General features: G+C 62.3%; 20 protein-coding genes. 15 read left to right on the forward strand and 5 right to left on the reverse strand.

Features of this window, described 5'->3' with window-relative positions; all coding sequences use genetic code 11:
* Window positions 1-62 precede the first annotated feature (62 nt).
* The 3 genes from ACVWZT_RS09765 to ACVWZT_RS09775 all read right to left on the reverse strand — a co-directional run bounded on the left by ACVWZT_RS09765 (window position 63) and on the right by ACVWZT_RS09775 (window position 2600).
* Complete coding sequence (locus tag ACVWZT_RS09765; RefSeq protein ID WP_457469101.1) at window positions 63-377, reverse strand: DUF2388 domain-containing protein; 315 nt, start codon at window positions 375-377, stop codon at window positions 63-65.
* Window positions 378-467: 90 nt separating this feature from the next.
* Entirely contained in the window at window positions 468-2153 is a 1686-nt protein-coding gene (locus ACVWZT_RS09770) for a GspE/PulE family protein (RefSeq protein ID WP_457469102.1), read from the reverse strand.
* Window positions 2154-2294: 141 nt separating this feature from the next.
* On the reverse strand, window positions 2295-2600 hold the full coding sequence (locus tag ACVWZT_RS09775) for a hypothetical protein (protein WP_296232557.1): 306 nt from the start codon (window positions 2598-2600) through the stop codon (window positions 2295-2297).
* Between the two features lie 126 nt (window positions 2601-2726).
* Here ACVWZT_RS09775 and ACVWZT_RS09780 point away from each other — a divergent pair, with 126 nt between their 5' ends.
* Window positions 2727-3197 (forward strand): Lrp/AsnC family transcriptional regulator, encoded by a 471-nt coding sequence (locus ACVWZT_RS09780; RefSeq protein WP_043198918.1) that lies wholly within the window; start codon window positions 2727-2729, stop codon window positions 3195-3197.
* Window positions 3198-3237: 40 nt separating this feature from the next.
* On the opposite strand, the gene ACVWZT_RS09785 is transcribed toward ACVWZT_RS09780, so the two are convergent.
* The gene (locus tag ACVWZT_RS09785; protein ID WP_296232561.1) at window positions 3238-4605 is read right to left on the reverse strand and encodes a CYTH domain-containing protein; all 1368 of its coding nucleotides are present in this window, start codon (window positions 4603-4605) and stop codon (window positions 3238-3240) included.
* Window positions 4606-4719: 114 nt separating this feature from the next.
* Between ACVWZT_RS09785 and argE the strand changes: the two genes are divergently transcribed.
* Both argE and argA read left to right on the forward strand, forming a co-directional pair.
* The gene (gene argE, locus ACVWZT_RS09790; protein ID WP_457469104.1) at window positions 4720-5862 is read left to right on the forward strand and encodes an acetylornithine deacetylase; all 1143 of its coding nucleotides are present in this window, start codon (window positions 4720-4722) and stop codon (window positions 5860-5862) included.
* A gap of 124 nt (window positions 5863-5986) precedes the next feature.
* The gene (gene argA / locus ACVWZT_RS09795; RefSeq protein WP_296232563.1) at window positions 5987-7285 is read left to right on the forward strand and encodes an amino-acid N-acetyltransferase; all 1299 of its coding nucleotides are present in this window, start codon (window positions 5987-5989) and stop codon (window positions 7283-7285) included.
* Between the two features lie 52 nt (window positions 7286-7337).
* Here argA and ACVWZT_RS09800 read toward each other — a convergent pair whose 3' ends face one another.
* Window positions 7338-8714, reverse strand: coding sequence for a glutamine synthetase family protein (locus tag ACVWZT_RS09800; RefSeq protein WP_084856533.1), 1377 nt, complete (start codon window positions 8712-8714; stop codon window positions 7338-7340).
* Between the two features lie 574 nt (window positions 8715-9288).
* Between ACVWZT_RS09800 and ACVWZT_RS09805 the strand changes: the two genes are divergently transcribed.
* From ACVWZT_RS09805 to ACVWZT_RS09860, 12 genes are all read left to right on the forward strand, one after another.
* Window positions 9289-10647: a glutamine synthetase family protein gene (locus ACVWZT_RS09805; RefSeq protein ID WP_457469106.1), complete on the forward strand. Its 1359-nt coding sequence runs from the start codon at window positions 9289-9291 to the stop codon at window positions 10645-10647.
* Between the two features lie 45 nt (window positions 10648-10692).
* Window positions 10693-12054 carry an aspartate aminotransferase family protein gene (locus tag ACVWZT_RS09810; protein WP_457469107.1) on the forward strand — a complete coding sequence of 454 codons (1362 nt, stop codon included), beginning with the start codon at window positions 10693-10695 and terminating at the stop codon, window positions 12052-12054.
* A gap of 169 nt (window positions 12055-12223) precedes the next feature.
* The gene (locus tag ACVWZT_RS09815; protein ID WP_296232569.1) at window positions 12224-13321 is read left to right on the forward strand and encodes a polyamine ABC transporter substrate-binding protein; all 1098 of its coding nucleotides are present in this window, start codon (window positions 12224-12226) and stop codon (window positions 13319-13321) included.
* A 158-nt stretch (window positions 13322-13479) separates the two neighbouring features.
* Complete coding sequence (locus ACVWZT_RS09820) at window positions 13480-14574, forward strand: polyamine ABC transporter substrate-binding protein (protein WP_457469108.1); 1095 nt, start codon at window positions 13480-13482, stop codon at window positions 14572-14574.
* A gap of 71 nt (window positions 14575-14645) precedes the next feature.
* Entirely contained in the window at window positions 14646-15788 is a 1143-nt protein-coding gene (gene potA, locus ACVWZT_RS09825; RefSeq protein WP_296232572.1) for a polyamine ABC transporter ATP-binding protein, read from the forward strand.
* 35 nt (window positions 15789-15823) lie between these two features.
* Window positions 15824-16705 carry an ABC transporter permease subunit gene (locus ACVWZT_RS09830; RefSeq protein ID WP_225780768.1) on the forward strand — a complete coding sequence of 294 codons (882 nt, stop codon included), beginning with the start codon at window positions 15824-15826 and terminating at the stop codon, window positions 16703-16705.
* A complete protein-coding gene (locus ACVWZT_RS09835) occupies window positions 16702-17595 on the forward strand; it encodes an ABC transporter permease subunit (RefSeq protein ID WP_296232575.1) in 894 nt (297 codons plus the stop codon). The genes ACVWZT_RS09830 and ACVWZT_RS09835 overlap by 4 nt, the downstream gene beginning before the upstream one ends.
* Window positions 17596-17872: 277 nt before the next feature.
* Window positions 17873-18961: an efflux RND transporter periplasmic adaptor subunit gene (locus ACVWZT_RS09840; protein ID WP_457469110.1), complete on the forward strand. Its 1089-nt coding sequence runs from the start codon at window positions 17873-17875 to the stop codon at window positions 18959-18961.
* Window positions 18958-20025 (forward strand): efflux RND transporter periplasmic adaptor subunit, encoded by a 1068-nt coding sequence (locus tag ACVWZT_RS09845; protein ID WP_296232578.1) that lies wholly within the window; start codon window positions 18958-18960, stop codon window positions 20023-20025. Before ACVWZT_RS09840 ends, ACVWZT_RS09845 begins: the two co-directional genes overlap by 4 nt.
* Complete coding sequence (locus ACVWZT_RS09850) at window positions 20022-23072, forward strand: efflux RND transporter permease subunit (RefSeq protein WP_296232580.1); 3051 nt, start codon at window positions 20022-20024, stop codon at window positions 23070-23072. The genes ACVWZT_RS09845 and ACVWZT_RS09850 overlap by 4 nt, the downstream gene beginning before the upstream one ends.
* Before the next feature lie 250 nt (window positions 23073-23322).
* Window positions 23323-23505: a sulfur starvation response protein OscA gene (gene oscA, locus ACVWZT_RS09855; protein WP_003258557.1), complete on the forward strand. Its 183-nt coding sequence runs from the start codon at window positions 23323-23325 to the stop codon at window positions 23503-23505.
* Between the two features lie 47 nt (window positions 23506-23552).
* Complete coding sequence (locus ACVWZT_RS09860) at window positions 23553-24560, forward strand: sulfate ABC transporter substrate-binding protein (protein WP_296232584.1); 1008 nt, start codon at window positions 23553-23555, stop codon at window positions 24558-24560.
* Window position 24561 lies beyond the last annotated feature (1 nt).

Consider the following 24561-nt stretch of genomic DNA (forward strand, 5'->3'; position numbering starts at 1 on the left):
CAAGTATTGAATACTGTGCAGTACCCGTGGGAGCGGGATCCCCCGCGAAGCAGGCGACGCGGTTACTCGGCTACCGCGTTCTTGGCCAGAATGGCATTGGCCAGTTCCATGTCGGTGGCCTGCAGGCCTGGGTTCTCTGTGCGGGCCTGATGAATTGCCGCCTCCAGGAATGGCCCACGGATCGCGCCTTCGCTGGCCACGAAGCTGCCGGCGTCATCCTGCGCCGCCATCACCAGCTTGTGGTCCCCCGAGGTCAGATAGCTCGATGCTGTGGTGGCACCGGTGGTCATCACGTTACGCCAGAAGGTATCGGCCATGGCCGAGCCAATAGGCAGCAAAAGCAAGGCAGCGGCGGCGATGGCGGTTTTGAGACGCATGTTGGAAAACCTCGAAGGGGTGGGGTGTTGAAGATGCGCGGTTGGATTGGCGGTAAAGAGGTAAGTTCCTTGAATACAAGGCGTTTTTTCTCATGAACAGGCCCGTAGCACTTCCTCCTCTCGGGTCTGCCCGCAGGCCACCTTGGCGGCCCCGCAAGTGCGCAAGTCGAGCAGGCCATCGGCTTTTGCCTGGTGACGCAGGCTGGCCAGATCGCTGCCTGGCCCTATCAGGGCACGCAGGCTGTCGCTGGGCACCAGCAGCTCGAACAACCCGGTACGGCCGTGAAACCCGGTGCCTCGACAGGTACGGCATGGTTGGCCGCCGGGTGCAGTCAGCGCGCCGCGACAATCCGCGCACAAGGTACGCACCAGGCGCTGGGCCATCACGCCGACCAGCGTCGCCTTGATCAGGTAGTCGGCCACGCCCAACTCTTGCAGGCGGGTGATTGCACTACAGGCATCGTTGGTATGCAGGGTGGACAGCACCAGATGACCGGTCAGTGCCGCCTGGACCGCCACCAGGGCCGTCTCGCGGTCGCGGATCTCGCCGATCATGATGATATCCGGGTCCTGACGCAGCAGTGCCCGTACACCGTTGGCAAAGCCCAGGTCCAGCGCGGGCTGCACCTGCAGCTGGTTGAATGCAGGTTCCAGGCGCTCGATTGGGTCCTCGATGGTGCACAGGTTGACTTGTGGTGTGGCCAGCAGTTTGAGGCTGGCATATAGCGTGCTGGTCTTGCCGGAGCCGGTCGGCCCGGTAACCAGGATGATGCCCTGGCGCTGTCGCAGCAGGCCCTGCCACTGGGCCAGTTGCGGTCCTTCCAGGCCAAGGCGATCGAAACCTTCCTGCAGTTGGTGCGGGTCGAACAGGCGCAACACCAGTTTCTCGCCGAACGGGGTGGGCAAGGTCGACAGCCTCAGTTCTACCTCGGCGCCACCCGGCAGGCTGCTTTGCAGGCGGCCATCCTGTGGCCGGCGTTTTTCCGCGACGTCCATACGCGCCAGATGTTTCAGACGGCTGACCAGCGCCAGAGTGACCCCGGCGGGGAAGGCATACACGCAGTGCAGCAAACCATCGATGCGGTAGCGCAGCTGGCCCTGCTCGCGGCGGGGCTCCAGGTGGATATCGCTGGCGCGCTGTTCGATGGCGTACTGCAGCAGCCAGTCGACGATATGCACGATATGGGCGTCGTCGGCGCTGGCCTCGGCCTGGCGCTTGCCCAGCTCCAGTAGCTGTTCGAGTTCACCGAGGCTGGCCGACTGCTGGTTTTGCGCACCTTTGACCGACTGAGCCAGACGGTGGAATGACTGCCCTGCCTGACGAATCTGCAACGGGCTGGCCAGCACGCGACGTATCGGCCGGCCCAGGCTGCGCGCCAGGTCTGCCTGCCAGTCATCCTGGTAGGGCTGGGCGCTGGCGACTGTGACACCGGTGTCGTCTGCGGCGACGATGAGAATGCCATGGCGCTGGGCGAAGGCAGGGGAGATCAGGCCGCTGATCTGGGTCAGGTCAAGTTGCATCGGGTCGATGCGCAGGTAGGGCTGGCCAACCCTGTGGGCCAGCCATCGGCAAAGACGATCCAGGTCCAGGGGCTGGCCGGGGTGCAGGCGGTCCTCCAGGGCGCAGGCGGCGATCTGCTCCAGTGGGTGGGTGCCGGGGTGGGTGTTGGCGTGTTCAAGTACTGGCAGGGTGTCGTTAGCGTGCAGGTGCCGGTCGGCGAGCAGGGCCTGGAGCACCCGCCTGAGGTCGAGGGCCGGATTGTCGGGAGTGTGCATTGGGAGCGTCCGTGCTTGATGGGGAAGTGCTGATCAAGCCTAGCCGGGCGCTGGAAAGTGACTGGAGTGAAGGGTTTCTGAATCTTGCTGTTTGCCGTCGTGGTGATACCCCTTCGCAAATAAACCAGTACAGCGAACCGTTCAAACCACTGCCAGCTCCACCCGCTGCAGGTTGGACAGGCTCACCTCGCTCACACACACCAGATTGCGCAGCTTCTGCGCGATCACCTCGGCCCGGTGCCAGCTCAGCCCGCCGATGCCGACTTCGATATCCAGCCAGTCATCCTGTTGGCTGACCTGCACGCTGTGCGGTGTGAGGAACTGCAAGGCAAACAGATTCAGGACCCGGCACAGGCTGTCAGGCTCGGCTTCGGCCTGCAGGCGGTAGTGCACGGTGCTATGGGCGTTGGTGGCGGCCCAGGCGTCGGTACGGGGTTGTGCGTTCATGCTGGTCTCCGCAGATGTGGGAGAAATTCTTGCACGTTGGCAGGGGTATTTTTTCGCTATGATTCGTAGTTTTAGAGGTATTTTCGAATAGAGATATTCATATTTTGACGTTTTGGAGAATAGTCAATGCACAGCGAGCTGGACGCCTACGACCGCCGTATTCTCGAACTCTTGCAGGAGGACGCTTCGCTTTCCAGCGCGCAGATCGCCGAACGCGTGGGGCTGTCGCAATCGCCGTGCTGGCGACGCATCCAGCGTTTGAAGGAGGAGGGGGTGATCCGCGGGCAGGTGACGTTGCTGGATCGCAAGAAGGTCGGCCTGAATACGCAGATCTTCGCCGAAGTGAAGCTGAATGCTCACGGGCGCTCAAATTTCACCGAGTTCACCGAGGCGATCCGCGGGTTTCCGGAAGTGCTGGAGTGTTATGTGCTGATGGGCTCGGTGGACTTTCTGCTGCGGATCGTCACGTCGGATATCGAGGCTTACGAGCGGTTCTTCTTCGAAAAACTGTCGAACGTGCCGGGTATCCAGGAGGTGAACTCGATCGTGGCACTGTCGGAGATCAAGTCCACCACCAGCCTGCCCCTGTCGCGGTGAGGCCATTCGCGGGCAAGCCCGCGAAGAAGGCGACACGCTTTCAAGCCTTGAGCAAGTGCTTCCAGCCGCGGCTCTGATCGACTACCCGGGCCTGGTCGACACGGGCTTCCAGCACCTCATCGCTGATCGGCTGCTCGGCCAGCTCGTGCAGTTTCTTCAGGTCGCCATACAGGCGGTCCATCTGTGGCGCCTCCAGCACCTGGCGGGCATGGTGCAGCCAAGCCAGCAGCTGCTCGATACGTGGCAATTGCTCGGCCAGGTCTTCCGGGCGCTGGGTGTACAGCGGCAGCTTCAACGCACGGCCCTCTTCACCCAGCAGGTGTGCCAGCCAGCTGGCCAGTTGCGCCTTGCCCTGGCGTTCGCCACGGCCTTTGCGTTCAACGGTCCAGGCACGGGCCAGCAGCCAGCGCGAGGTTTCCAGCGAGAACAGGCCCCAGCGCACGTCTTCCAGCTCCTCGGCGAACTGCTCGGGTGCCGCGCGGCGGATATCTTCGTCATCGTTACCGGCCTGCACCAGCGGGCGCCAGTCTTCCAGCAGGGCATCGAGGCTGCTGCGCAGGTCGCGGGTGGTAGCGCGCGGGGCGGCCTGGCCCAGGCTGGCGGTCAGGGCACGCAGTTCGCTCAGGCACTCGACCCAGTCCTGCAGCAGGCGCCAGTGACCGTTGTGGCGGTACTGCTCGGCCAGGCGCTGGCTGCTGCCCAGCAGTTGCCAGGCCAGTGCGGCATAGGCATCGTCCACGGCGGTTTCGGCTTCCAGCTCGGCGTGTGGCAGGCCCAGCTCGTAGCTGTCCGGCTCCAGCAGGCGGTAGCCACGCTCGGCCTTGCTGATATCGCAGGGCATCAGCGGCAGGCTGGCGGCCAGTTCGGCAGCCAGTTCCAGCAGGGCCTGCGGTTCACCTTCGCGCAGTTCCAGCTCCAGCTCGCAGATCTCTTCCTTGCGCTTGCCGGCGATCACGAAGCCTTGGTCAAGCGCCGCCTCGATCACCACCTTGCCCTTGCCACGGCCCCAGGCGATTTCGGCGTATTCACGGCTGAAGTCGGTAGTGAACAGCGGTTTGATGGTTTTCTTGTCGAGGTTGGCCAGTTGCGCGGGCCAGCAGGTGGCGTCGAGCTTTTTCAGGTCGAGCTTGACCTTGTCCAGCTGCCATTCGTACTCATTGCGCTCGGACAGGCCGGCGACGCTCTGGCCGCGGCACTTGAGGGTCTGGATGATGGCCTCGCCGTCGCGGCGCAGGCGCAGGGCGACACGGGCGGCGGAAAGCTCGCGCTCAGGGGTGTCGAAGTACTGGTTGAGCAGTTCGCGGGTCTGCCAGCCGGACTTGTTGCGCTTTTTCAGCAGAGGGTGCTCGCGCAGGGCGGCAAGGGTCTCGCGGCTGGCGCGGAGCTTGAGTTCGGTTTCTTTGTGCATCACAGGCTCGAAAGGGGGCGTGGTTGGCGGAGAGTCTACAGCAGTCGGCCGCCAACGGTTTATTCCAGACAGCGGATAGTCCTATGATGGGTCACGTTTCCAAGGAGTACGGGCATGCCGTTGCCAACGTTGAAAGACCAGTTCGCCGCCTTGATCGCCGCGCCCTCGGTCAGTTGCACCCAGCCTGCACTGGACCAGTCCAACCGCCAGGTCATCGACCTGCTGGCCGGCTGGCTGGACGACCTTGGCTTCAACTGCGACATCCGCCAGGTCAGCCCCGGCAAGTTCAACCTGCTGGCCAGCCGGGGCAGCGGCCCAGGCGGCCTGGTGCTGGCGGGGCACAGCGACACCGTACCATACGACGATCAGCTATGGGCCAGCGACCCGCTGCGGCTGACCGAAGTCGATGGCCGCTGGGTCGGCCTGGGCAGCTGCGACATGAAGGGGTTCTTCGCCCTGGTCATCGAAGCGCTCATCCCGCTGCTGGAGCACGACTTCAAGCAGCCGCTGCTGATCCTCGCTACCTGTGATGAAGAAAGCTCGATGTCCGGGGCCCGCGCCCTGGCCGAAGCCGGCCAGCCGCTCGGCCGGGCGGCGGTTATCGGTGAGCCCACCGGGCTGCGGCCGATCCGCATGCACAAAGGCATCCTGATGGACCGCATCGACATCCTGGGGCGCAGCGGCCATTCTTCGGACCCAAGCCTGGGCCGCAGCGCCATGGAGGCCATGCACGCCGTGATGGGCGAGTTGCTGGGCCTGCGCCAGCAATGGCAGCAACGCTACTGCAACCCGCAATTCACGGTGCCGACCCCGACCCTGAACTTCGGCTGCATCCATGGCGGTGACAACCCCAACCGCATCTGCGGCCAGTGCGTCCTGGAATTCGACCTGCGTCCGTTGCCGGGCATGGACGTGGAGCAACTGCGCGCGGCCATCCGTGACAAGCTGGCGCCCGTGGCAGAGCGCTTCGAGGTGCGCATCGACTATGCGCCGCTGTTCCCGGAGGTGCCGCCTTTCGAGCAGGCTGCCGACGCCGAACTGGTGCAAGTGGCGGAGCGCCTCACCGGCCATCGTGCCGAAGCGGTGGCGTTCGGCACCGAAGCACCTTATCTTCAGCAGCTGGGCTGCCAGACCATCGTGCTGGGGCCTGGCGACATTGCCTGTGCCCACCAGCCCGGCGAATACCTTGAAATGTCACGAATCGAGCCTACCGTGCGTCTATTGCGTGACCTGATCCGGCATTACTGCCTGAACTAAACGTCAACCGAGTTTATACGTTCCTGCCTAGAGGAGACCGCGCGTGACCGCAAGCCTGTTCCGACGATGATCCTGAACGCCCCCTGTATCGCCGTTCTCCGTCCACTTATCCACAGGCCCTGTCATGCCCGACTACGTCAACTGGCTGCGTCATGCCTCCCCGTATATCAATGCCCATCGCGACTGCACCTTCGTGGTCATGCTTCCTGGCGATGGGGTGGAACACCCTAATTTCGGCAACATCGTCCACGACCTGGTGTTGCTGCACAGCCTGGGCGTGCGCCTGGTGCTGGTGCATGGCTCGCGCCCGCAGATCGAAAGCCGCCTGGCTGATCGCGGCCTGACCCCGCACTACCACCGCGGCCTGCGCATCACCGATGCCGCTACCCTGGATTGCGTGATCGATGCCGTGGGCGCCCTGCGCCTGGCCATCGAGGCGCGCCTGTCGATGGATATCGCCGCGTCGCCGATGCAGGGTTCGCGCCTGCGCGTGGCGTCCGGCAACCTGGTCACGGCGCGGCCGATCGGCGTGCTGGAAGGGGTGGACTACCACCACACCGGCGAAGTACGCCGGGTCGACCGCAAGGGCATCAGCCGCCTGCTCGATGAGCGTTCCATCGTACTGCTGTCGCCGTTGGGCTATTCGCCCACGGGGGAGATCTTCAACCTTGCCTGCGAGGACGTGGCCACTCGAGCCGCGATCGAGCTGGGTGCCGACAAGCTGCTGCTGTTCGGCGCCGAGCCAGGCCTGCTGGACGAGGACGGCAAGCTGGTGCGCGAGTTGCGCCCCCAGCAGGTTGCCCCGCATCTGCAGCGCCTGGGCAATGATTACCAGGCCGAACTGCTGGATGCTGCCGCAGAAGCCTGCAAAGGCGGGGTGGCGCGCAGTCATATCGTCAGCTATGCCGAGGACGGTGCCCTGCTGACCGAGCTGTTTACCCGTGGCGGTGGCGGTACGCTGGTTTCGCAGGAGCAGTTCGAAGTGGTGCGTGAGGCGAGCATCGATGATGTCGGCGGTCTGCTGGAACTGATCAGCCCGCTGGAAGAGCAGGGCATTCTGGTACGCCGTTCGCGCGAGGTGCTGGAGCGGGAGATCGAACAGTTCAGCGTGGTTGAGCGCGAAGGGATGATCATCGCTTGCGCGGCGTTGTACCCGATTGCCGATTCTGACGCCGGTGAGCTGGCGTGCCTGGCGGTGAACCCGGAGTACCGCCATGGCGGGCGCGGCGATGAGCTGCTGGCGCGAATCGAGGGCCGGGCGCGGCAGGCAGGGCTAAAGACCCTGTTCGTGCTGACTACGCGCACTGCGCACTGGTTCCGCGAGCGCGGGTTTGCGCCGAGTGGCGTGGAACGGCTGCCGGCGGCGCGGGCGTCGCTGTACAACTACCAGCGCAATTCGAAGATCTTCGAGAAACCGCTGTAAGCCGGCGACTTCGATCCAAAAAAAACGCCGCCCTGATGGGCGGCGTTTTCGTTTACACGGTATGCAGGTACCAGTTGTACTCGAGGTCGGAAATCGAATGCTCGAATTCCTCCAGCTCGCTCTCCTTGCACGCGACGAAGATGTCGATGTACTTCGGATCGATGTACTTGTTGAGGATTTCGCTGTCGTCCAGCTCGCGCAGGGCGTCGCGCAGGTTGTTCGGCAGGCTTTGCTCCAGCTGCTCGTACGAGTTGCCTTCGATCGGCTCACCTGGCTCGATCTGATTGGTCAGGCCATGGTGCACACCAGCCAGCACGGCAGCCATCATCAGGTAAGGGTTGGCGTCGGCACCGGCCACGCGGTGCTCGATGCGCACGGCGTCCGGCGAGCCGGTCGGCACGCGCAGGGCCACGGTGCGGTTGTCCAGGCCCCAGCTTGGCGCGTTCGGTACATAGAACTGCGCACCGAAGCGCCGGTACGAGTTGACGTTCGGGCACAGGAACGCCATGGACGCGGGCAGGGTCTCGAGCACACCGCCGACAGCGTGACGTAGCGCGGCGTTCTGCTCGGGATCCTCGCTGGTGAAGATGTTGTTGCCATCTTTGTCCAGCACGGAAATGTGTACATGCAAGCCGTTGCCTGCCTGGCCCGGGTAGGGCTTGGCCATGAAGGTGGTGTCCATTTCATGGTCGTAGGCGATGTTCTTGATCAACCGCTTCAGCAGTACGGCATAGTCGCAGGCCTTGAGTGGGTCGGCCACGTGGTGCAGGTTGACTTCGAACTGCGCCGGGGCGCTTTCCTTGACGATGGCGTCGGCCGGGATGCCTTGTTCCTTCGCGCCTTCGAGGATGTCCTGGAGGCAGTCGGCATATTCGTCGAGGTCGTCGATCAGGTAGACCTGGGTCGACTGGGGGCGTTTGCCGGAAATTGGCGAGCGCGGCGGCTGCGGGCGGCCGTTCACGTTCTCCTGGTCGATCAGGTAGAACTCCAGCTCGAACGCGGCACAGATGGTCAGGCCCATCTCGGTGAACTTGCTCACGACCTGGCGCAGTACTTCACGCGGGTCGGCGAAGAACGGTTCGCCTTCGAGCTCGTGCATGGTCATCAGCAGCTGGGCGGTCGGGCGCTTCTGCCAGGGTTCGTTGGAGAGGGTGCCAGGGATCGGGTAGCAGATGCGGTCGGCATCGCCGATGTCCAGGCCAAGCCCTGTGCTTTCGACGGTGGAACCGTTGATGTCCAGGGCGAAAAGGGAGGCAGGCAGGTTGATGCCCTTCTCGTAAACCTTGTGGAGGCTGGTGCGCTCGATGCGCTTGCCACGCACCACACCATTCATATCTGCAATCAGAAGGTCAACGTAGAGAACCTCAGGATGTTCCTTAAGGAACGCGTTCGCTTCGTTAAGCTGAACGGCACGCGGGGGTACCGACATGATGCAACACCTTTGTTGTTAAAAATATCAATCAAGGGGGGCTTGCAGGACCAGTCAATCGAAAACCCAAACTGATGTCAAGCCAACCCCATGATGCCCTGAAATGGCTCATCGACGGCAGATTTGCTGCATATCGGGGCAAGCCATTATCCGCTATTTCCCTCATGAAGGGCTATCTCCGACAAGCCGTGTTTTATTTTTTACGGAGGTGTTGTGTAAAAAAATGAACAAGGCTAAGCTCGGTCTCAACCCAGAACACAATAATACGAGGGTCACATGGTCCGCTTGCCGCGACCTGAAAGCGCTGCCTGCGCAGTGCCATCGGGTACCTCCGTCAATTTTGCAAGCTTCGTCAATGGCGTGGCCGCCATGGCCGCAATAATTGACGTTTGGCAGCTCCGGACTCGCCCTCGCAGCGGCTTGCCGCCCTTCGTTTCGTCTTCCTGCCCTTCGAACTCATTACCGATGCACTTGTTTTCAGTGTATCCAGTGTGGCTCTGCGCGGGGGTTTTTGCTTTAGCAATCTACTCCATCCAGAATCAGTGCGCGGCCCACCTTACCTCCTGAGGTATTTATGAGTAACAACCTCGACCAGCTCACCGATTGGTTGAAAGAGCACAAGATCACCGAAGTCGAATGCATGATCAGCGACCTGACCGGCATCACGCGCGGCAAGATCTCGCCCACCAACAAGTTCATCGCCGAAAAAGGCATGCGCCTGCCCGAGAGCGTGCTGCTGCAGACCGTGACCGGCGACTACGTTGACGACGACATCTATTACGAACTGCTCGACCCGGCCGACATCGACATGATCTGCCGTCCCGACGAGAACGCCGTGTTCCTGGTGCCGTGGGCCATCGAGCCGACCGCGCAGGTCATTCACGATACCTACGACAAGAAGGGCAACCCGGTCGAACTGTCGCCGCGCAACGTGCTGAAGAAAGTCCTCAAGCTCTACGCTGACAAGGGCTGGCAGCCGATTGTCGCGCCGGAGATGGAGTTCTACCTGACCAAGCGTAGCGAAGACCCGGACTTCCCCCTGCAGCCCCCGGTAGGCCGTTCGGGCCGCCCGGAAACCGGCCGCCAGTCGTTCTCTATCGAAGCCGCCAACGAGTTCGACCCGCTGTTCGAAGATGTCTACGACTGGTGCGAACTGCAGCAACTGGACCTGGACACGCTGATCCACGAAGACGGCACGGCGCAGATGGAGATCAACTTCCGTCATGGCAATGCCCTGCACCTGGCCGACCAGATCCTGGTGTTCAAGCGCACCATGCGCGAGGCCGCGCTCAAGCACAACGTGGCTGCCACCTTCATGGCCAAGCCCATGACCGGCGAGCCAGGCAGTGCCATGCACCTGCACCAGAGCGTGGTCGACGTGACCACCGGCAAGAACATCTTCAGCAATGAAGATGGCAGCATGAGCGAGCTGTTCCTGCACCACATCGGCGGGCTGCAGAAGTTCATCCCCGAGGCGCTGCCGCTGTTTGCGCCCAACGTCAACTCGTTCCGCCGCTTCCTGCCCGACACCTCGGCTCCGGTGAATGTGGAATGGGGCGAAGAGAACCGCACCGTCGGCCTGCGCGTGCCGGATGCCGGCCCACAAAGCCGCCGGGTCGAGAACCGCTTGCCGGGCGCTGACGCCAACCCGTACCTGGCGATTGCCGCCAGCCTGCTGTGTGGCTACATCGGCATGGTCGAAGGCATCGAGGCCAGTGCGCCGGTGCAGGGCCGTGGCTATGAACGCCGCAACCTGCGCCTGCCGCTGACGATCGAGGACGCCTTGGAGCGCATGGAAAACAGCCGCGCACTGGTGCAGTACCTGGGCAAGAAATTCATCACCGGCTACGTCGCCACCAAGCGCGCCGAGCACGAGAACTTCAAACGCGTCATCAGCTCCTGGGAGCGTGAGTTCCTGCTGTTCGCTGTCTGATCAACCCTGAGGCCGCCGCGCGGCCGCCGGAAACTGGAGAGGCACATGAGCGTCAACAACCCGCAAACCCGTGAATGGCAAACCCTGAGCGGCGAGCACCACCTGGCCCCCTTCTCTGACTACAAGCAACTGAAGGAGAAGGGACCGCGCATCATCACCAAGGCGCAAGGTGTGCATTTGTGGGACAGCGAGGGGCACAAGATTCTCGACGGCATGGCTGGCCTGTGGTGCGTGGCGGTGGGCTATGGCCGTGAAGAACTGGTGCAGGCGGCAGAAAGGCAGATGCGCGAGCTGCCGTACTACAACCTGTTCTTCCAGACCGCCCACCCGCCGGCGCTGGAGCTGGCCAAGGCGATCACCGACGTGGCACCGCCAGGCATGACCCATGTGTTCTTCACCGGCTCCGGCTCCGAAGGCAACGACACCGTGCTGCGCATGGTCCGCCACTACTGGGCGCTGAAAGGCAAACCGCAGAAGCAGACCATCATCGGTCGTATCAACGGTTACCACGGTTCCACCGTGGCCGGTGCCAGCCTGGGCGGCATGAGCGGCATGCACGAGCAGGGCGGCCTGCCGATTCCCGGCATCGTGCATATTCCGCAGCCGTACTGGTTCGGCGAAGGCGGCGACATGACCCCGGACCAGTTCGGGGTGTGGGCGGCCGAGCGGCTTGAGAAGAAGATTCTCGAAGTTGGCGAAGACAACGTCGCTGCCTTCATCGCCGAGCCTATCCAGGGCGCCGGTGGCGTGATCATTCCGCCGGACACCTACTGGCCGAAGGTGAAGGAGATTCTCGCCCGTTACGACATCCTGTTCGTCGCCGACGAAGTGATCTGCGGCTTCGGGCGTACCGGCGAGTGGTTCGGCTCCGACTACTATGACCTCAAGCCGGACCTGATGACCATTGCCAAAGGCCTGACCTCCGGTTACATCCCCATGGGTGGTGTGATCGTCCGTGACAAGGTGGCCCAGGTCTTGAGCGAAGGTGGCGACTTCAACCACGGCTTCACCTACTCCGGACACCCGGTGGCGGCTGCAGTGGGCCTGGAAAACCTGCGCATCCTGCGCGACGAGCACGTCGTCGAGAAGGCGCGCAGCGAAGCGGCACCGTATTTGCAAAAGCGTTTGCGTGAGTTGCAGGACCACCCGCTGGTGGGCGAAGTGCGCGGCCTGGGCTTGCTCGGCGCGATCGAGCTGGTCAAGGACAAGGCCACCCGTAGCCGTCATGAAGGCAAGGGCGTAGGCATGATCTGCCGCACGTTCTGCTTTGAAAACGGCCTGATCATGCGCGCAGTGGGTGACACCATGATCATTGCGCCACCGCTGGTCATCAGCCACGCAGAGATCGATGAGCTGGTGGAAAAGGCGCGCAAATGTCTCGACTTGACGCTTGAAGCGATTCGCTAGGCGTTTGCTAGGCTAGCGGTGTGACATTAAGTGGTTACAAGGCCCTGCTTTTGTTGAAACAGAGCCTTGTAACTTGCCAGACTAGCGGCTGTTCCAGTCGCCGCGCGCTCTGCACCGTGGGTCCTGGCTACTGAACAGATGGCTAAATAAAAATTCCGGAGCATTACGCATGAATAAAATGGGCAAGACGTTGCTGGCCGCAGCCCTGATGGGTGCCATGGCCACCGCTGTTCAGGCTGAAGACAAGGTGTTGAACGTCTACAACTGGTCGGACTATATCGCGCCGGACACCATCGCCAAGTTCGAGAAGCAGACCGGTATCAAGGTCAAGTACGACGTGTTCGACAGCAACGAAACCCTCGAGGCCAAGCTGCTGGCCGGCAAGTCGGGTTACGACATCGTGGTGCCGTCCAACAACTTCCTGGCCAAGCAGATCAAGGCTGGCGTATACGAGGAACTGGACCGCTCCAAACTGCCGAACTGGAAGAACCTCGACCCGGACCTGCTCAAGGCCGTTGGCGATGCCAGCGACAAGGACAACAAGCACGCCTTCCCGTACATGTGGGGCTCGATCGGCATCGGCTACAACCCGGAGAAGGTCAAGGCCGCGCTGGGCGTGGACAAGATCGACTCGTGGGACGTGGTGTTCAAGCCTGAGAACATCGCCAAGCTCAAGAGCTGCGGCGTGAGCTTCCTCGATGCCCCGACCGAAATGCTTCCGGCTGCGCTGCACTACCTGGGCAAGCCGACCGACAGCACCAGTAAGGAAGACCTGAAGGCCGCCGAGGACCTGTTCCTCAAGATCCGTCCTTCGATCACCTACTTCCACTCGTCCAAGTACATCGGCGACATGGCCAACGGTAACATCTGCGTAGCCGTCGGTTACTCGGGTGACCTGGAGCAGTCCAAGGCCCGTGCCCACGAAGCCGGCGACAAGGTCAAGGTCGAATACGTCATTCCGAAGGAAGGTGCCGGTACCTTCTACGACATGGTCGCCATCCCCAAGGATGCCGAGCACAAAGATGCTGCCTACCAGTTCATGAACTTCCTGATGCAGCCGGAAATCATGGCCGAGATCACCAACGCTGTGCGCTTCCCGAACGGCAACGCTGCCGCCACCCAGTTCGTGGACAAGGAGATCACCAGCGATCCAAGCATCTATCCGCCAGCTGAAGTGAAGAAACAGCTGTATGCCATCGCTGCTCCTGAAGCCAAGGCCCAGCGTGACATCACCCGTAGCTGGACCAAGATCAAGTCGGGCAAGTAAGCCCGATGCAGCACCTCTGGGCCGGGATACCCGGCCCAGAGCCAGTAAAAGGCAATTGATGATTGCGGCATCGAAGCTGCGAAGGTAAGTTGCGCGCCGGTTTTGCGTGTGCGGCAGCACTGTCGCTACCCGGACACTGATTGTAAAGGAGCACCCACTTGTCCATTTCTGTATTCCGCAAAGCCTTGATGGCTGGTGCGGGCCTGACGCTGGCATGCAGCGTCCAAGCGGCGCCTACGGTGCACTTCTACAACTGGTCCGACTATATCGGCCCGACCACACTCGCGGACTTCGAAAAGGCGACGGGCATCAAGCCCGTGCAGGACGTATTCGATTCCAACGAAACCCTGGAAGGCAAACTGCTGGCCGGCAACACCGGCTATGACGTGGTGGTGCCGTCCAATCATTTCCTCGGCAAGCAGATCAAGGCGGGCGCGTTTCAGAAGCTCGACAAGAGCCTGCTGCCCAATTACGCCAACCTCGACCCGGCGCTGATGAAGCGCCTGGAAAAGAACGACCCGGGCAATCAGTACGCCGTGCCGTACCTGTGGGGCACCAACGGCATCGGTTACAACGTCGACAAGGTGAAGGCCGCGCTGGGCGTGGACACCATCGACTCCTGGGCCGTGCTGTTCGAACCGGAGAACATGAAGAAGCTCGCCAAGTGCGGCGTTGCGTTCCTCGACTCGGCTGACGAAATGTTGCCGGCGGTGCTCAACTACATGGGGCTGGACCCCAACAGCAGCAACGCCAAGGACTACCAGGCCGCCGAGAAGAAGTTGCTGGCGGTACGCCCATACGTGACCTATTTCCACTCGTCCAAGTACATCACCGACCTGGCCAACGGCGACATCTGCGTCGCGGCAGGATTCTCGGGTGATGTGTTCCAGGCCAGGACCCGCGCTGAAGAAGCGAAAAAGGGTGTGAACCTGGCCTACGCCATTCCCAAGGAAGGCGGCAACCTCTGGTTCGACGTGCTGGCGATCCCCAAGGACGCCAGGAATGTCAAAGAGGCGCACGCCTTCATCAACTATTTGCTGAAGCCTGAGGTTATCGCCCAGGTCAGTGATTATGTCGGTTACGCCAACCCGAACCCCAAGGCTGGCGACCTGATGGACCAGGCCGTGAGGACTGACGCCGCGGTTTACCCACCGCAGGAAGTGCTGGACAAGATGTTCGTGAATGCAGAGTTGCCACCCAAGGTGCAACGGCTGATGACCCGTAGCTGGACCAAGGTCAAGTCGGGCAAGTAAAAATCCAGACCCGTGGCGGCACCTGCAGAGCAGGCCACGCGGGCACAAAAATCTTGTTGGGAGTTTCACTCATGGCAGTTGCCTCCGGTGCCTATAAAAAAGCCCTCGAGGGTGGCCAGCAACCCAAGCAGGTGCTGGTCAAGATCGACCGGGTCACGAAAAAATTCGACGAAACGGTAGCCGTGGACGATGTGTCCCTGGAAATCCGCAAGGGTGAGATTTTTGCCCTGCTGGGTGGCTCCGGTTCCGGCAAGTCCACCTTGCTGCGCATGCTCGCCGGTTTCGAGCGCCCGACCGAAGGGCGGATTTTCCTCGATGGCGTCGACATCACCGACATGCCGCCCTACGAGCGGCCGATCAACATGATGTTCCAGTCCTATGCACTGTTCCCGCACATGACCGTGGCGCAGAACATCGCCTTCGGCCTGCAGCAGGACAAGATGCCCAAAGCCGAGATCGATGCCCGCGTGGCTGAGATGCTCAAGCTGGTGCACATGACCCAGTATGCCAAGCGCAAGCCGCACCAGTTGTCCGGTGGCCAGCGCCAGCGCGTGGCCCTGGCCCGCTCGCTGGCCAAGCGCCCCAAGCTGCTGCTGCTCGACGAGCCGATGGGCGCGCTGGACAAGAAGCTGCGTTCGCAGATGCAACTGGAGCTGGTGGAAATCATCGAGCGCGTGGGCGTGACCTGCGTGATGGTGACCCACGACCAGGAAGAGGCCATGACCATGGCCCAGCGCATCGCCATCATGCACCTGGGCTGGATCGCCCAGATCGGCTCGCCGGTAGACATCTACGAGACCCCTACCAGCCGCCTGGTGTGCGAGTTCATCGGCAGCGTCAACCTGTTCGACGGTGAAGTGGTGGACGACGCCGAGGGCCACGCGATCATTGCCAGCCCCGAGCTTGAGCGCAAGATCTACGTGGGCCATGGCATCACCACCTCGGTGGAAGACAAGCACATCACCTACGCCCTGCGCCCGGAAAAGATGCTGGTCACCACCCAGCAACCAACCTGCGAGCATAACTGGTCGCGCGGCAAGGTCCACGACATCGCCTACCTCGGTGGCCACTCGGTGTTCTATGTCGAGCTGCCGAGCGGCAAGGTCGTCCAGTCGTTCGTGGCCAACACCGAGCGCCAGGGCACCCGGCCGACCTGGGGCGATGAAGTGTACGTGTGGTGGGAAGACGACAGCGGCGTGGTACTGCGGTCATGAAACTTCGCAAGCTCAAGCGAGCCTTCCAGCGCATCATTCCGGAGGGGCGGCACCTGGTGATAGGCGTGCCGTTCATCTGGCTGTTCCTGTTCTTCATGCTGCCGTTCTTCATCGTGCTGAAGATCAGCTTCGCCGAAGCCGATGTGGCGATCCCGCCCTACACCGAGATCTACAGCTACGTCGAGGACAAGGTCCAGCTCGTGCTCAACCTGGCCAACTATGGCCTGCTGACCGAAGACGAGCTGTACATTTCGGCCTACCTGGGTTCGCTGAAGATGGCCTTCTTCAGCACCCTGCTGTGCCTGTTGATCGGCTACCCGATGGCCTATGCCATCGCCAATGCCAGGAAGGAGACCCAGACGGTCCTGCTGCTGCTGATCATGATGCCGACCTGGACCGCGATCCTGATCCGCGTCTATGCCTGGATGGGCATCCTCAGCAACAACGGCCTGCTCAACGGCTTCCTGTTGTGGACCGGGCTGATCGACCAGCCGCTGCAGATCCTCAACACCAACCTGGCGGTCTATATCGGCGTGGTCTACTCGTACCTGCCGTTCATGATCCTGCCGCTGTTCGCCAACCTGGTGAAGCACGACCCGAGCTTGCTCGAGGCCGCATCCGACCTGGGTTCGAGCACCTTCAACAGCTTCTGGAAGATTACCGTGCCGCTGTCGAAGAACGGCATCATCGCCGGCTGCATGCTGGTGTTCATCCCGGTGGTGGGCGAGTTCGTGATTCCGGAACTGCTTGGCGGCCCGGAAACCCTGATGATCGGCAAGGTGCTGTGGCAGGAATTCTTCAACAACCGTGACTGGCCGGTGGCATCCGCGCTGGCGGTGGTGATGCTGGCGATCCTGATCGTGCCGATCCTGCTGTTCAACCGCAGCCAGGCCAAGGAAATGGAGGGCAGGGCATGAAGCGCTTCAGTTTCTCCAAGCTGATGCTGGTGCTCGGCTTGCTGTTCATCTACCTGCCGATGCTGATCCTGGTGATCTACTCGTTCAACGCCTCCAAGCTGGTGACCGTGTGGGGCGGCTGGTCGGTGAAGTGGTACGTCGGCCTGCTCGACAACACCCAGCTGATGGGGTCGGTGATGCGTTCGCTGGAAATCGCCTGCTACACGGCGGTGGCGGCAGTCGCGCTGGGTACCCTGGCGGCATTCGTGCTGACCCGCGTCACCCGCTTCAAGGGCCGCACGTTGTTCGGCGGCCTGGTCACCGCGCCGCTGGTGATGCCCGAGGTGATCACCGGTCTGTCGCTGTTGCTGCTGTTCGTGGCCATGGCGCAGATGATCGGCTGGCCGCAGGAGCGGGGCATTGTCACTATCTGGATCGCCCACACCACGTTCTGTGCGGCTTATGTGGCGGTGGTGGTGTCGGCGCGCCTGCGTGAGCTGGACCTGTCGATCGAAGAAGCGGCGATGGACCTGGGTGCCAAGCCGTGGAAGGTATTCTTCCTCATCACCATCCCGATGATTGCGCCGTCGCTGGCGGCGGGCGGCATGATGTCGTTCGCGCTGTCGCTGGATGACTTGGTGCTGGCCAGCTTCGTCTCCGGCCCGGGCTCGACTACCTTGCCGATGGAGGTGTTCTCGGCGGTGCGCCTGGGTGTGAAGCCGGAGATCAATGCCGTGGCCAGCCTGATCCTGCTGTCGGTGTCCCTGGTGACCTTCCTGGTCTGGTACTTCAGCCGCCAGGCCGAAGAGCGTCGCCGCAAGGCGATTCAGCAGGCGATCGAGGAGGGTGCGGCAGCCAACGCTTCGCAACCGCAGGTCAAGCGTCCGGCGTCGGTGGCTGCTTCGGCCTGATCTTGAGGGCGCCCTGCAGGGGTTGACTCTGTGGAGCGCCTGGTCATTGAAGGCCTTGTTGGCCTGTCTTGTGTGTTTGGGCCGCCAGGGGCCTGGCACAACATCTTCTGCAACTGTGAGCGCCGCCCGCGCGGCGCTCGATTTCACAGGCATCGAAAATGCCATGGCATGCACCTGAACTGGCCACATCTGGCTCCTGTCAGTGCTGTTTATCGAACCCTGAACTACGCTGACAGTCGCATCCCACACATCATTTGTGCGCAAGCAAGGAGCCTGCATGACGTTGTTGCGTCCGCTGTCGGTCGTTTGCCTGGGGCTGTTGTACATGCTCACGGGTTGTAGCAAGGAAGAAGTCCCCAAGACACTGCCCCGGGTGGGCGTGCAGCAGGTCCAGCCGACCGACTTCGCCGCCAGGGTCACCCTGACTGGCGACGTACAGGCACGCGTGCAGACCGACCTGTCGTTCCGCGTCGGCGGCAAGATCATCTCGCGCAGCGTCGATGTCGGCGACCACGTCAAGGCCAACCAGGTACTGGCGCGCCTGGACCCGAAAGACCTGCAGAACAACGTCTACTCGGCCAAGGCCGAGGTGTTCGCTGCGCAGGCGCGGGTCACCCAGAGCAGCGCCGCTTTCGTACGCCAGCAAAAACTGCTTCCCAAGGGCTACACCAGCCAGAGCGAATACGACGCTGCCGAGGCCGCCCTGCGCAGCGACCAGAGCGCACTCAAGGCCGCCCAGGCGCAATTGGCCGATGCCAATGAGCAACTCGGCTACACCGCCCTGGTGTCCGAAGCCGATGGCGTAATCACTGAGCGCCAGGCCGAGGTTGGCCAAGTGGTGCAAGCAACCATGCCGATCTTCAGCCTGGCCCGCGACGGCGACCGCGATGCCGTGTTCAACGTCTATGAGTCGCTGCTGGTGGCGCCGGCCAGCGACGCCGGGGTGATCGTCAGCCTGCTGGACGATCCCAAGGTAAAGGCGCATGGCTTTGTCCGCGAAATCACCCCTACGGTGTCCGAGCAAAGCGGCACGGTTCAGATCAAGGTCGGCCTCAGGGACGTGCCTGCGGCGATGCAGCTGGGTGCACCGGTTACCGCCACTACCAATGCCGAGGGGCGGCCCAGCATCGAGCTGCCCTGGTCCGCCTTGACCAAGGCACTGCATGAACCCGCGGTGTGGGTGGTAGGCGAGGGCGACAAGGTGGAACTGCGCAAGGTTGAAGTCAGTCGCTACCTCACCGGCAGGATCGTGGTCGCCAGCGGCCTGAAAGGTGGCGAAACCGTGGTGGTCAATGGCGGGCAGTTGCTGCACCCCGGCATGCAGGTACAGAAGATCGATGCCAAGGCCAAGGGGGGTGAGCTATGAAGCGCCTGCTGATGATGGTGTCGGCCGGCATGCTGTTGGTCGGCTGCAGTAGCGAGGACGAGGCGCCGGAGCCGATTCGGCCAGTGCTGTCGGTCAAGGTCGAGCCCCAGGTTCAATCGCAACTGGGCCGCTTTGCCGGTTCTATCCAGGCGCGTTTCGAAAGCACCCTGGGCTTTCGCGTGTCCGGGCGCATCGCCCGGCGCTGGCTGGATGTGGGCGCCCAGGTAAAGGCGGGTGACACGCTTGCCACGCTCGATCCAACCGACCAGCAGAACCAGTTGCGCGCCGCCGAAGGCGACCTGGCCAAGGTGCAGGCGCAATGGATCAACGCCCAGGCCGATGCTCGCCGCCAGCAACAGTTGTACGACCGGGGTGTTGGCGCCCAGGCCCAACTGGACATCGCCCAGACCAACCTGAAAACCACCAGTGCCGCGTTGGAGCAGGCGCGCTCGGCCGTCAGCCAGGCCCGTGACCAGCTCGACTACAGCACCCTGCGCAGCGACCATGCCGCGGTGATTACCAACTGGAAAGCCGAAGCCGGGCAAACCGTCACCGCTGGCCAGGCCGTGGTGACCCTGGCCCGGCCGGACGTCAAGGAAGCGGTAATCGACCTGCCGATCGGCCTGGCCGAGCAGTTGAACAAAGGCCTGACCTTTACCGTTGCCTCGCAACTCGACCCGAGCATCAACACCACGGCCAGTCTGCGCGAACTGGAACCCCAGGCCGACGCCACCACCCGTACCCGCCGCGCCCGCCTGACCCTGGCCAGCACGCCGGCGGCGTTCCACCTGGGTACCGCCATCAGCGTGACCCTGAGTTCGGCGGTGACGCCGCGCAGCGAGCTGCCCCTGAGTGCCTTGCTCGAACGGGATGGCAAGACCCAGGTGTGGGTGATCGACCCGCAACAGAAAACCGTGGCCACCCGTGACGTGGCCCTGATCGACCGCACCGACCAGAGCATCATCCTGACCTCCGGGGTGCAGCCCGGTGAGCGGGTGGTGACGGCGGGCGTGAACAGCCTCAAGCCTGGCCAGAAGGTCACCTTCGACGAGGATGCGCGATGAAAGGAAGCTTCAACCTGTCCGACTGGGCACTCAAGCATCAATCGTTCGTCTGGTACCTGATGTTCGTTGGGCTGCTGATGGGGATCTTCTCCTACTTCAACCTGGGCCGTGAGGAAGACCCGTCGTTCACCATCAAGACCATGGTGATCCAGACTCGCTGGCCGGGTGCGACCCAGGACGAGACCCTGTACCAGGTCACCGACCGCATCGAGAAGAAGCTCGAGGAACTCGACTCGCTCGACTACACCAAAAGCTACACCCGCCCGGGTGAATCCACGGTCTACGTGTACCTGCGCGACACCACCAAGGCCAAGGACATTCCGGAAATCTGGTACCAGGTACGCAAGAAGATCCAGGACATCCGCGGTGAGTTCCCGGCAGGCATCCAGGGCCCGGGGTTCAACGACGAGTTCGGCGACGTGTTTGGTTCGATCTATGCCTTCACCGCCGACGGCCTGACCCTGCGTCAGCTGCGTGACTATGTGGAGCAGGCGCGGGCTGAGGTGCGCGACGTACCCAACATCGGCAAGATCGAGCTGATCGGCACTCAGGACGAAGTGCTGTACCTGAACTTCTCCACCCGCAAGCTGGCAGCCTTGGGCATCGACCAGCGCCAGGTGATGCAGGCCTTGCAATCGCAGAACGCGGTGACTCCGGCCGGTGTGATCGAGGCGGGCCCGGAGCGCATTTCCGTGCGCACCACCGGACAGTTCGCCTCGGAAAAGGACCTGCAAACCGTCAACCTGAAGATCAACGACCGCTTCTTCCGCCTGGCCGACATCGCCGACATCGAGCGCGGCTACGTCGACCCACCTTCACCGATGTTCCGCTACAACGGCCAGACAGCGCTGGGCCTGGCTATCGGCATGAAAGCCGGTGGCAACATCGAGGTGTTCGGCGCGGCACTGAAAAAACGCATGGATCGGGTGGTCGAAGACCTGCCTATTGGCGTCGGGGTGCATACCGTTTCCGACCAGGCCGTGGTGGTCAAGCAGGCGGTGGGTGGCTTCACCAGCGCGTTGTTCGAGGCAGTGGTGATCGTGCTCGGGGTGAGCTTTGTCAGCCTGGGGGTGCGCGCCGGCCTGGTGGTGGCCTGTTCGATCCCGCTGGTGCTGGCCATGGTATTCGTGTTCATGGAATACAGCGGTATCACCATGCAGCGTATTTCGCTGGGTGCGCTGATCATCGCCCTGGGCCTGCTGGTGGACGACGCGATGATCACCGTGGAGGTCATGGTCACGCGGCTGGAAATGGGCGAGAGCAAGGAGCAGGCGGCGACCTTCGCCTACACCTCGACGGCGTTCCCGATGCTCACCGGCACCTTGGTCACCGTGGCCGGGTTCGTGCCCATTGGCCTCAACGCCAGCTCGGCGGGCGAATATACCTTCACCCTGTTCGCGGTGATTGCCGTGGCCCTGCTGGTGTCGTGGATCGTGGCGGTGTTCTTTGCCCCGGTGTTGGGTGTGCATATGCTAAGCAGCAACCTCAAGGCGCATGATGCCGAGCCTGGAAGGCTCGGCCGGGCCTTCGAGCACGGCTTGCTGTGGTGCATGCGCAACCGCTGGCTGACCATCATCGGCACCGTGCTGCTATTCGCCCTGGCGATCTTCTGCCAGCGCTTCGTGCAGAACCAGTTCTTCCCGTCCTCGGACCGCCCGGAAATCCTTGTCGACCTCAACCTGCCGCAGAACGCCTCGATCGAAGAGACACGCAAGGTGGTCGACCGCTTCGAGGCGCGGATCAAGGACGACCCGGCTCTGGTGCACTGGAGTACCTACATCGGCCAGGGCGCTGTCCGCTTCTACCTGCCGCTCGACCAGCAACTGCAGAACCCTTACTACGCGCAGCTGGTGATCGTCAGCAAGAGCTTCGAAGAGCGCCAAGGCATGATGGAGCGGCTGCAGAAGATCCTGCATGAGGAATTCGTCGGCATCGGTACCAACGTGCAGTCGTTGGAAATGGGCCCGCCGGTGGGCCGGCCGATCCAGTACCGGGTCAGCGGCGCCAATATCGACGAGGTGCGCAAGCATGCCATCGAGCTGGCCACCCTGCTCGACCAGAACCAATACATTGGCGAGATGATCTACGACTGGAACGAGCCAGGTAAGGTGCTACGGGTGGAAATTGCCCAGGACAAGGCGCGCCAGCTGGGCCTGTCATCGGAAGACGTGGCTAATGTGATGAACAGCATCGTCAGCGGCGTCCAGATCACCCAGGTCAATGACAACATCTACCTGGTCGACGTGGTTGCCCGTGCGCAGGACAGCGAGCGTGGATCGCCCGATACCCTGCAGAACCTGCAGATCCTTACCCCCAACGGCACCGCGATCCCGCTGCTGTCGTTTGCCACGGTGCGCTACGAGCTGGAGCAGCCGCTGGTGTGGCGCCGTGACCGCAAGCCGACCATTACCATCAAGGCCTCGGTCAATGGCGACATCCAGCCCACCGACCTGGTTGCCCAGCTGAAGCCGAAGATCGACGAGTTCGCCAGCAAGCTGCCGGTGGGCTTCGAAGTGGCCACTGGCGGTACGGTGGAAGAGAGTGCCAAGGCGCAAGGCCCGATCCGCAAGGTGATCCCGCTGATGCTGTTCCTGATGGCGACCTTCCTGATGATTCAGCTGCACAGTGTGCAGAAGCTGTTCCTGGTGGTCAGCGTGGCACCGCTTGGGCTTATCGGCGTGGTGCTGGCGCTGGTGCCCACCGGCACGCCGATGGGCTTCGTGGCGATTCTCGGGATTCTCGCGCTGGCGGGCATCATCATTCGTAACTCGGTGATCCTGGTGACCCAGATCGACGAGTTCGAGGCACAAGGCCTGTCGCCCTGGGATGCGGTGGTGGAGGCTACCAATCACCGCCGCCGACCGATCCTGTTGACTGCAGCGGCGGCGAGCCTGGGCATGATCCCGATCGCCCGCGAGGTGTTCTGGGGGCCGATGGCCTACGCCATGATTGGTGGGATCATCGTGGCCACCCTGCTGACACTGCTGTTCCTGCCAGCGCTGTATGTGGCCTGGTACAAGATCCGCGAGCCACAGAAACAAAACTGAAGCCCCCTGCACAAACCCTGTGGGAGCGGGTTTACCCGCGAATGCGATGGTGGATTTACCGCCGCATTCGCGGGTGAACCCGCTCCCACAGGGTTTTTGTGGGGCTAAAAGTGAGTGTCTGAATTTGGTTATATAAAAATTCTTAAACAGTATTTTTAAGAATAACCTTGCCTCACTACTATTGCCCCAAGCCAGGCGTAATCCCCCATTCAAACCTCAGCCCGGCAACCTCACTCCAAGGAGAACGAGCATGAGTGCATCCCTGCGTAGCATCGACGGTCAGGACGAAGCCACCATTCTGCGGGAAATCCAGAGCGCCCTGCGCGACCTGCGTTTCGGTGCGGTGGAGATCACTGTGCACAACGCTCAGGTCGTACAGATCGAGCGCAAGGAGAAATTCCGCTTGCAACAGCCCGGCAACAAGACCGGCTGACGCGCCACCCATTCAAAACTAGAAAAATGCCAATTGGGAGCTTCACCATGTCCATCCGCCGTTATGCGCTCGCCGCCCTGGCCAGCGCTGTTTTTGCCGGTTCCGCCATCGCCAAGGACTACGAACTGCTCAACGTGTCCTACGACCCGACCCGTGAGCTTTACCAGCAGTACAACGCCGAGTTCATCAAGCACTGGCAACAGGCCCACCCGGGCGACACGGTGAAGATCCAGCAATCCCATGGTGGCTCGGGCAAGCAGGCCCGTGCGGTGATCGACGGCCTGCGCGCCGACGTGGTGACCCTGGCCCTGGCCGGCGACATCGACGAAGTTGCCAAGCTCGGCAAGAGTTTGCCCGAGGACTGGCAGAAGCGTCTGCCGGACGCCAGCACGCCCTATACTTCGACCATCGTGTTCCTGGTGCGCAAGGGCAACCCGAAAGGCATCAAGGACTGGGGCGACCTGATCAAGAAGGATGTATCGGTCATTACCCCGAACCCGAAGACTTCCGGCGGCGCCCGCTGGAACTTCCTCGCCGCGTGGGCCTACGGCCTGAAGACCGGGGGGAGCGAAGACAAGGCCAAGGCCTACGTGCAGGAGCTGTTCAAGCACGTGCCGGTGCTGGACACCGGTGCGCGTGGCTCGACCATCACCTTCGTCAACAACGGCCAGGGCGACGTCCTGCTGGCCTGGGAAAACGAGGCCTTCCTGGCGCTGAAGGAGGACGGTGGCGCCGACAAGTTCGAAATCGTCGTGCCGTCGCTGTCGATCCTGGCCGAGCCGCCGGTGGCGGTGGTCGACAAGAACGCCGAGAAGAAGGGCAATACCGAGATTGCCAGCGAATACCTCAAGCACCTGTACAGCCCGGCCGGGCAGAAGATTGCTGCCGAGAACTTCTACCGTCCGCGTGATGCCAAGGTAGCCGCCGAGTTCGGCAAGCAGTTCCCGAAACTGGACCTGGTGACTATCGACAAGGACTTCGGTGGCTGGAAAACTGCACAGCCCAAGTTCTTCAATGATGGCGGTGTGTTCGACCAGATCTATCAGGCACAGTAAG

This window comes from Pseudomonas sp. TE21394, from assembly GCF_054057835.1.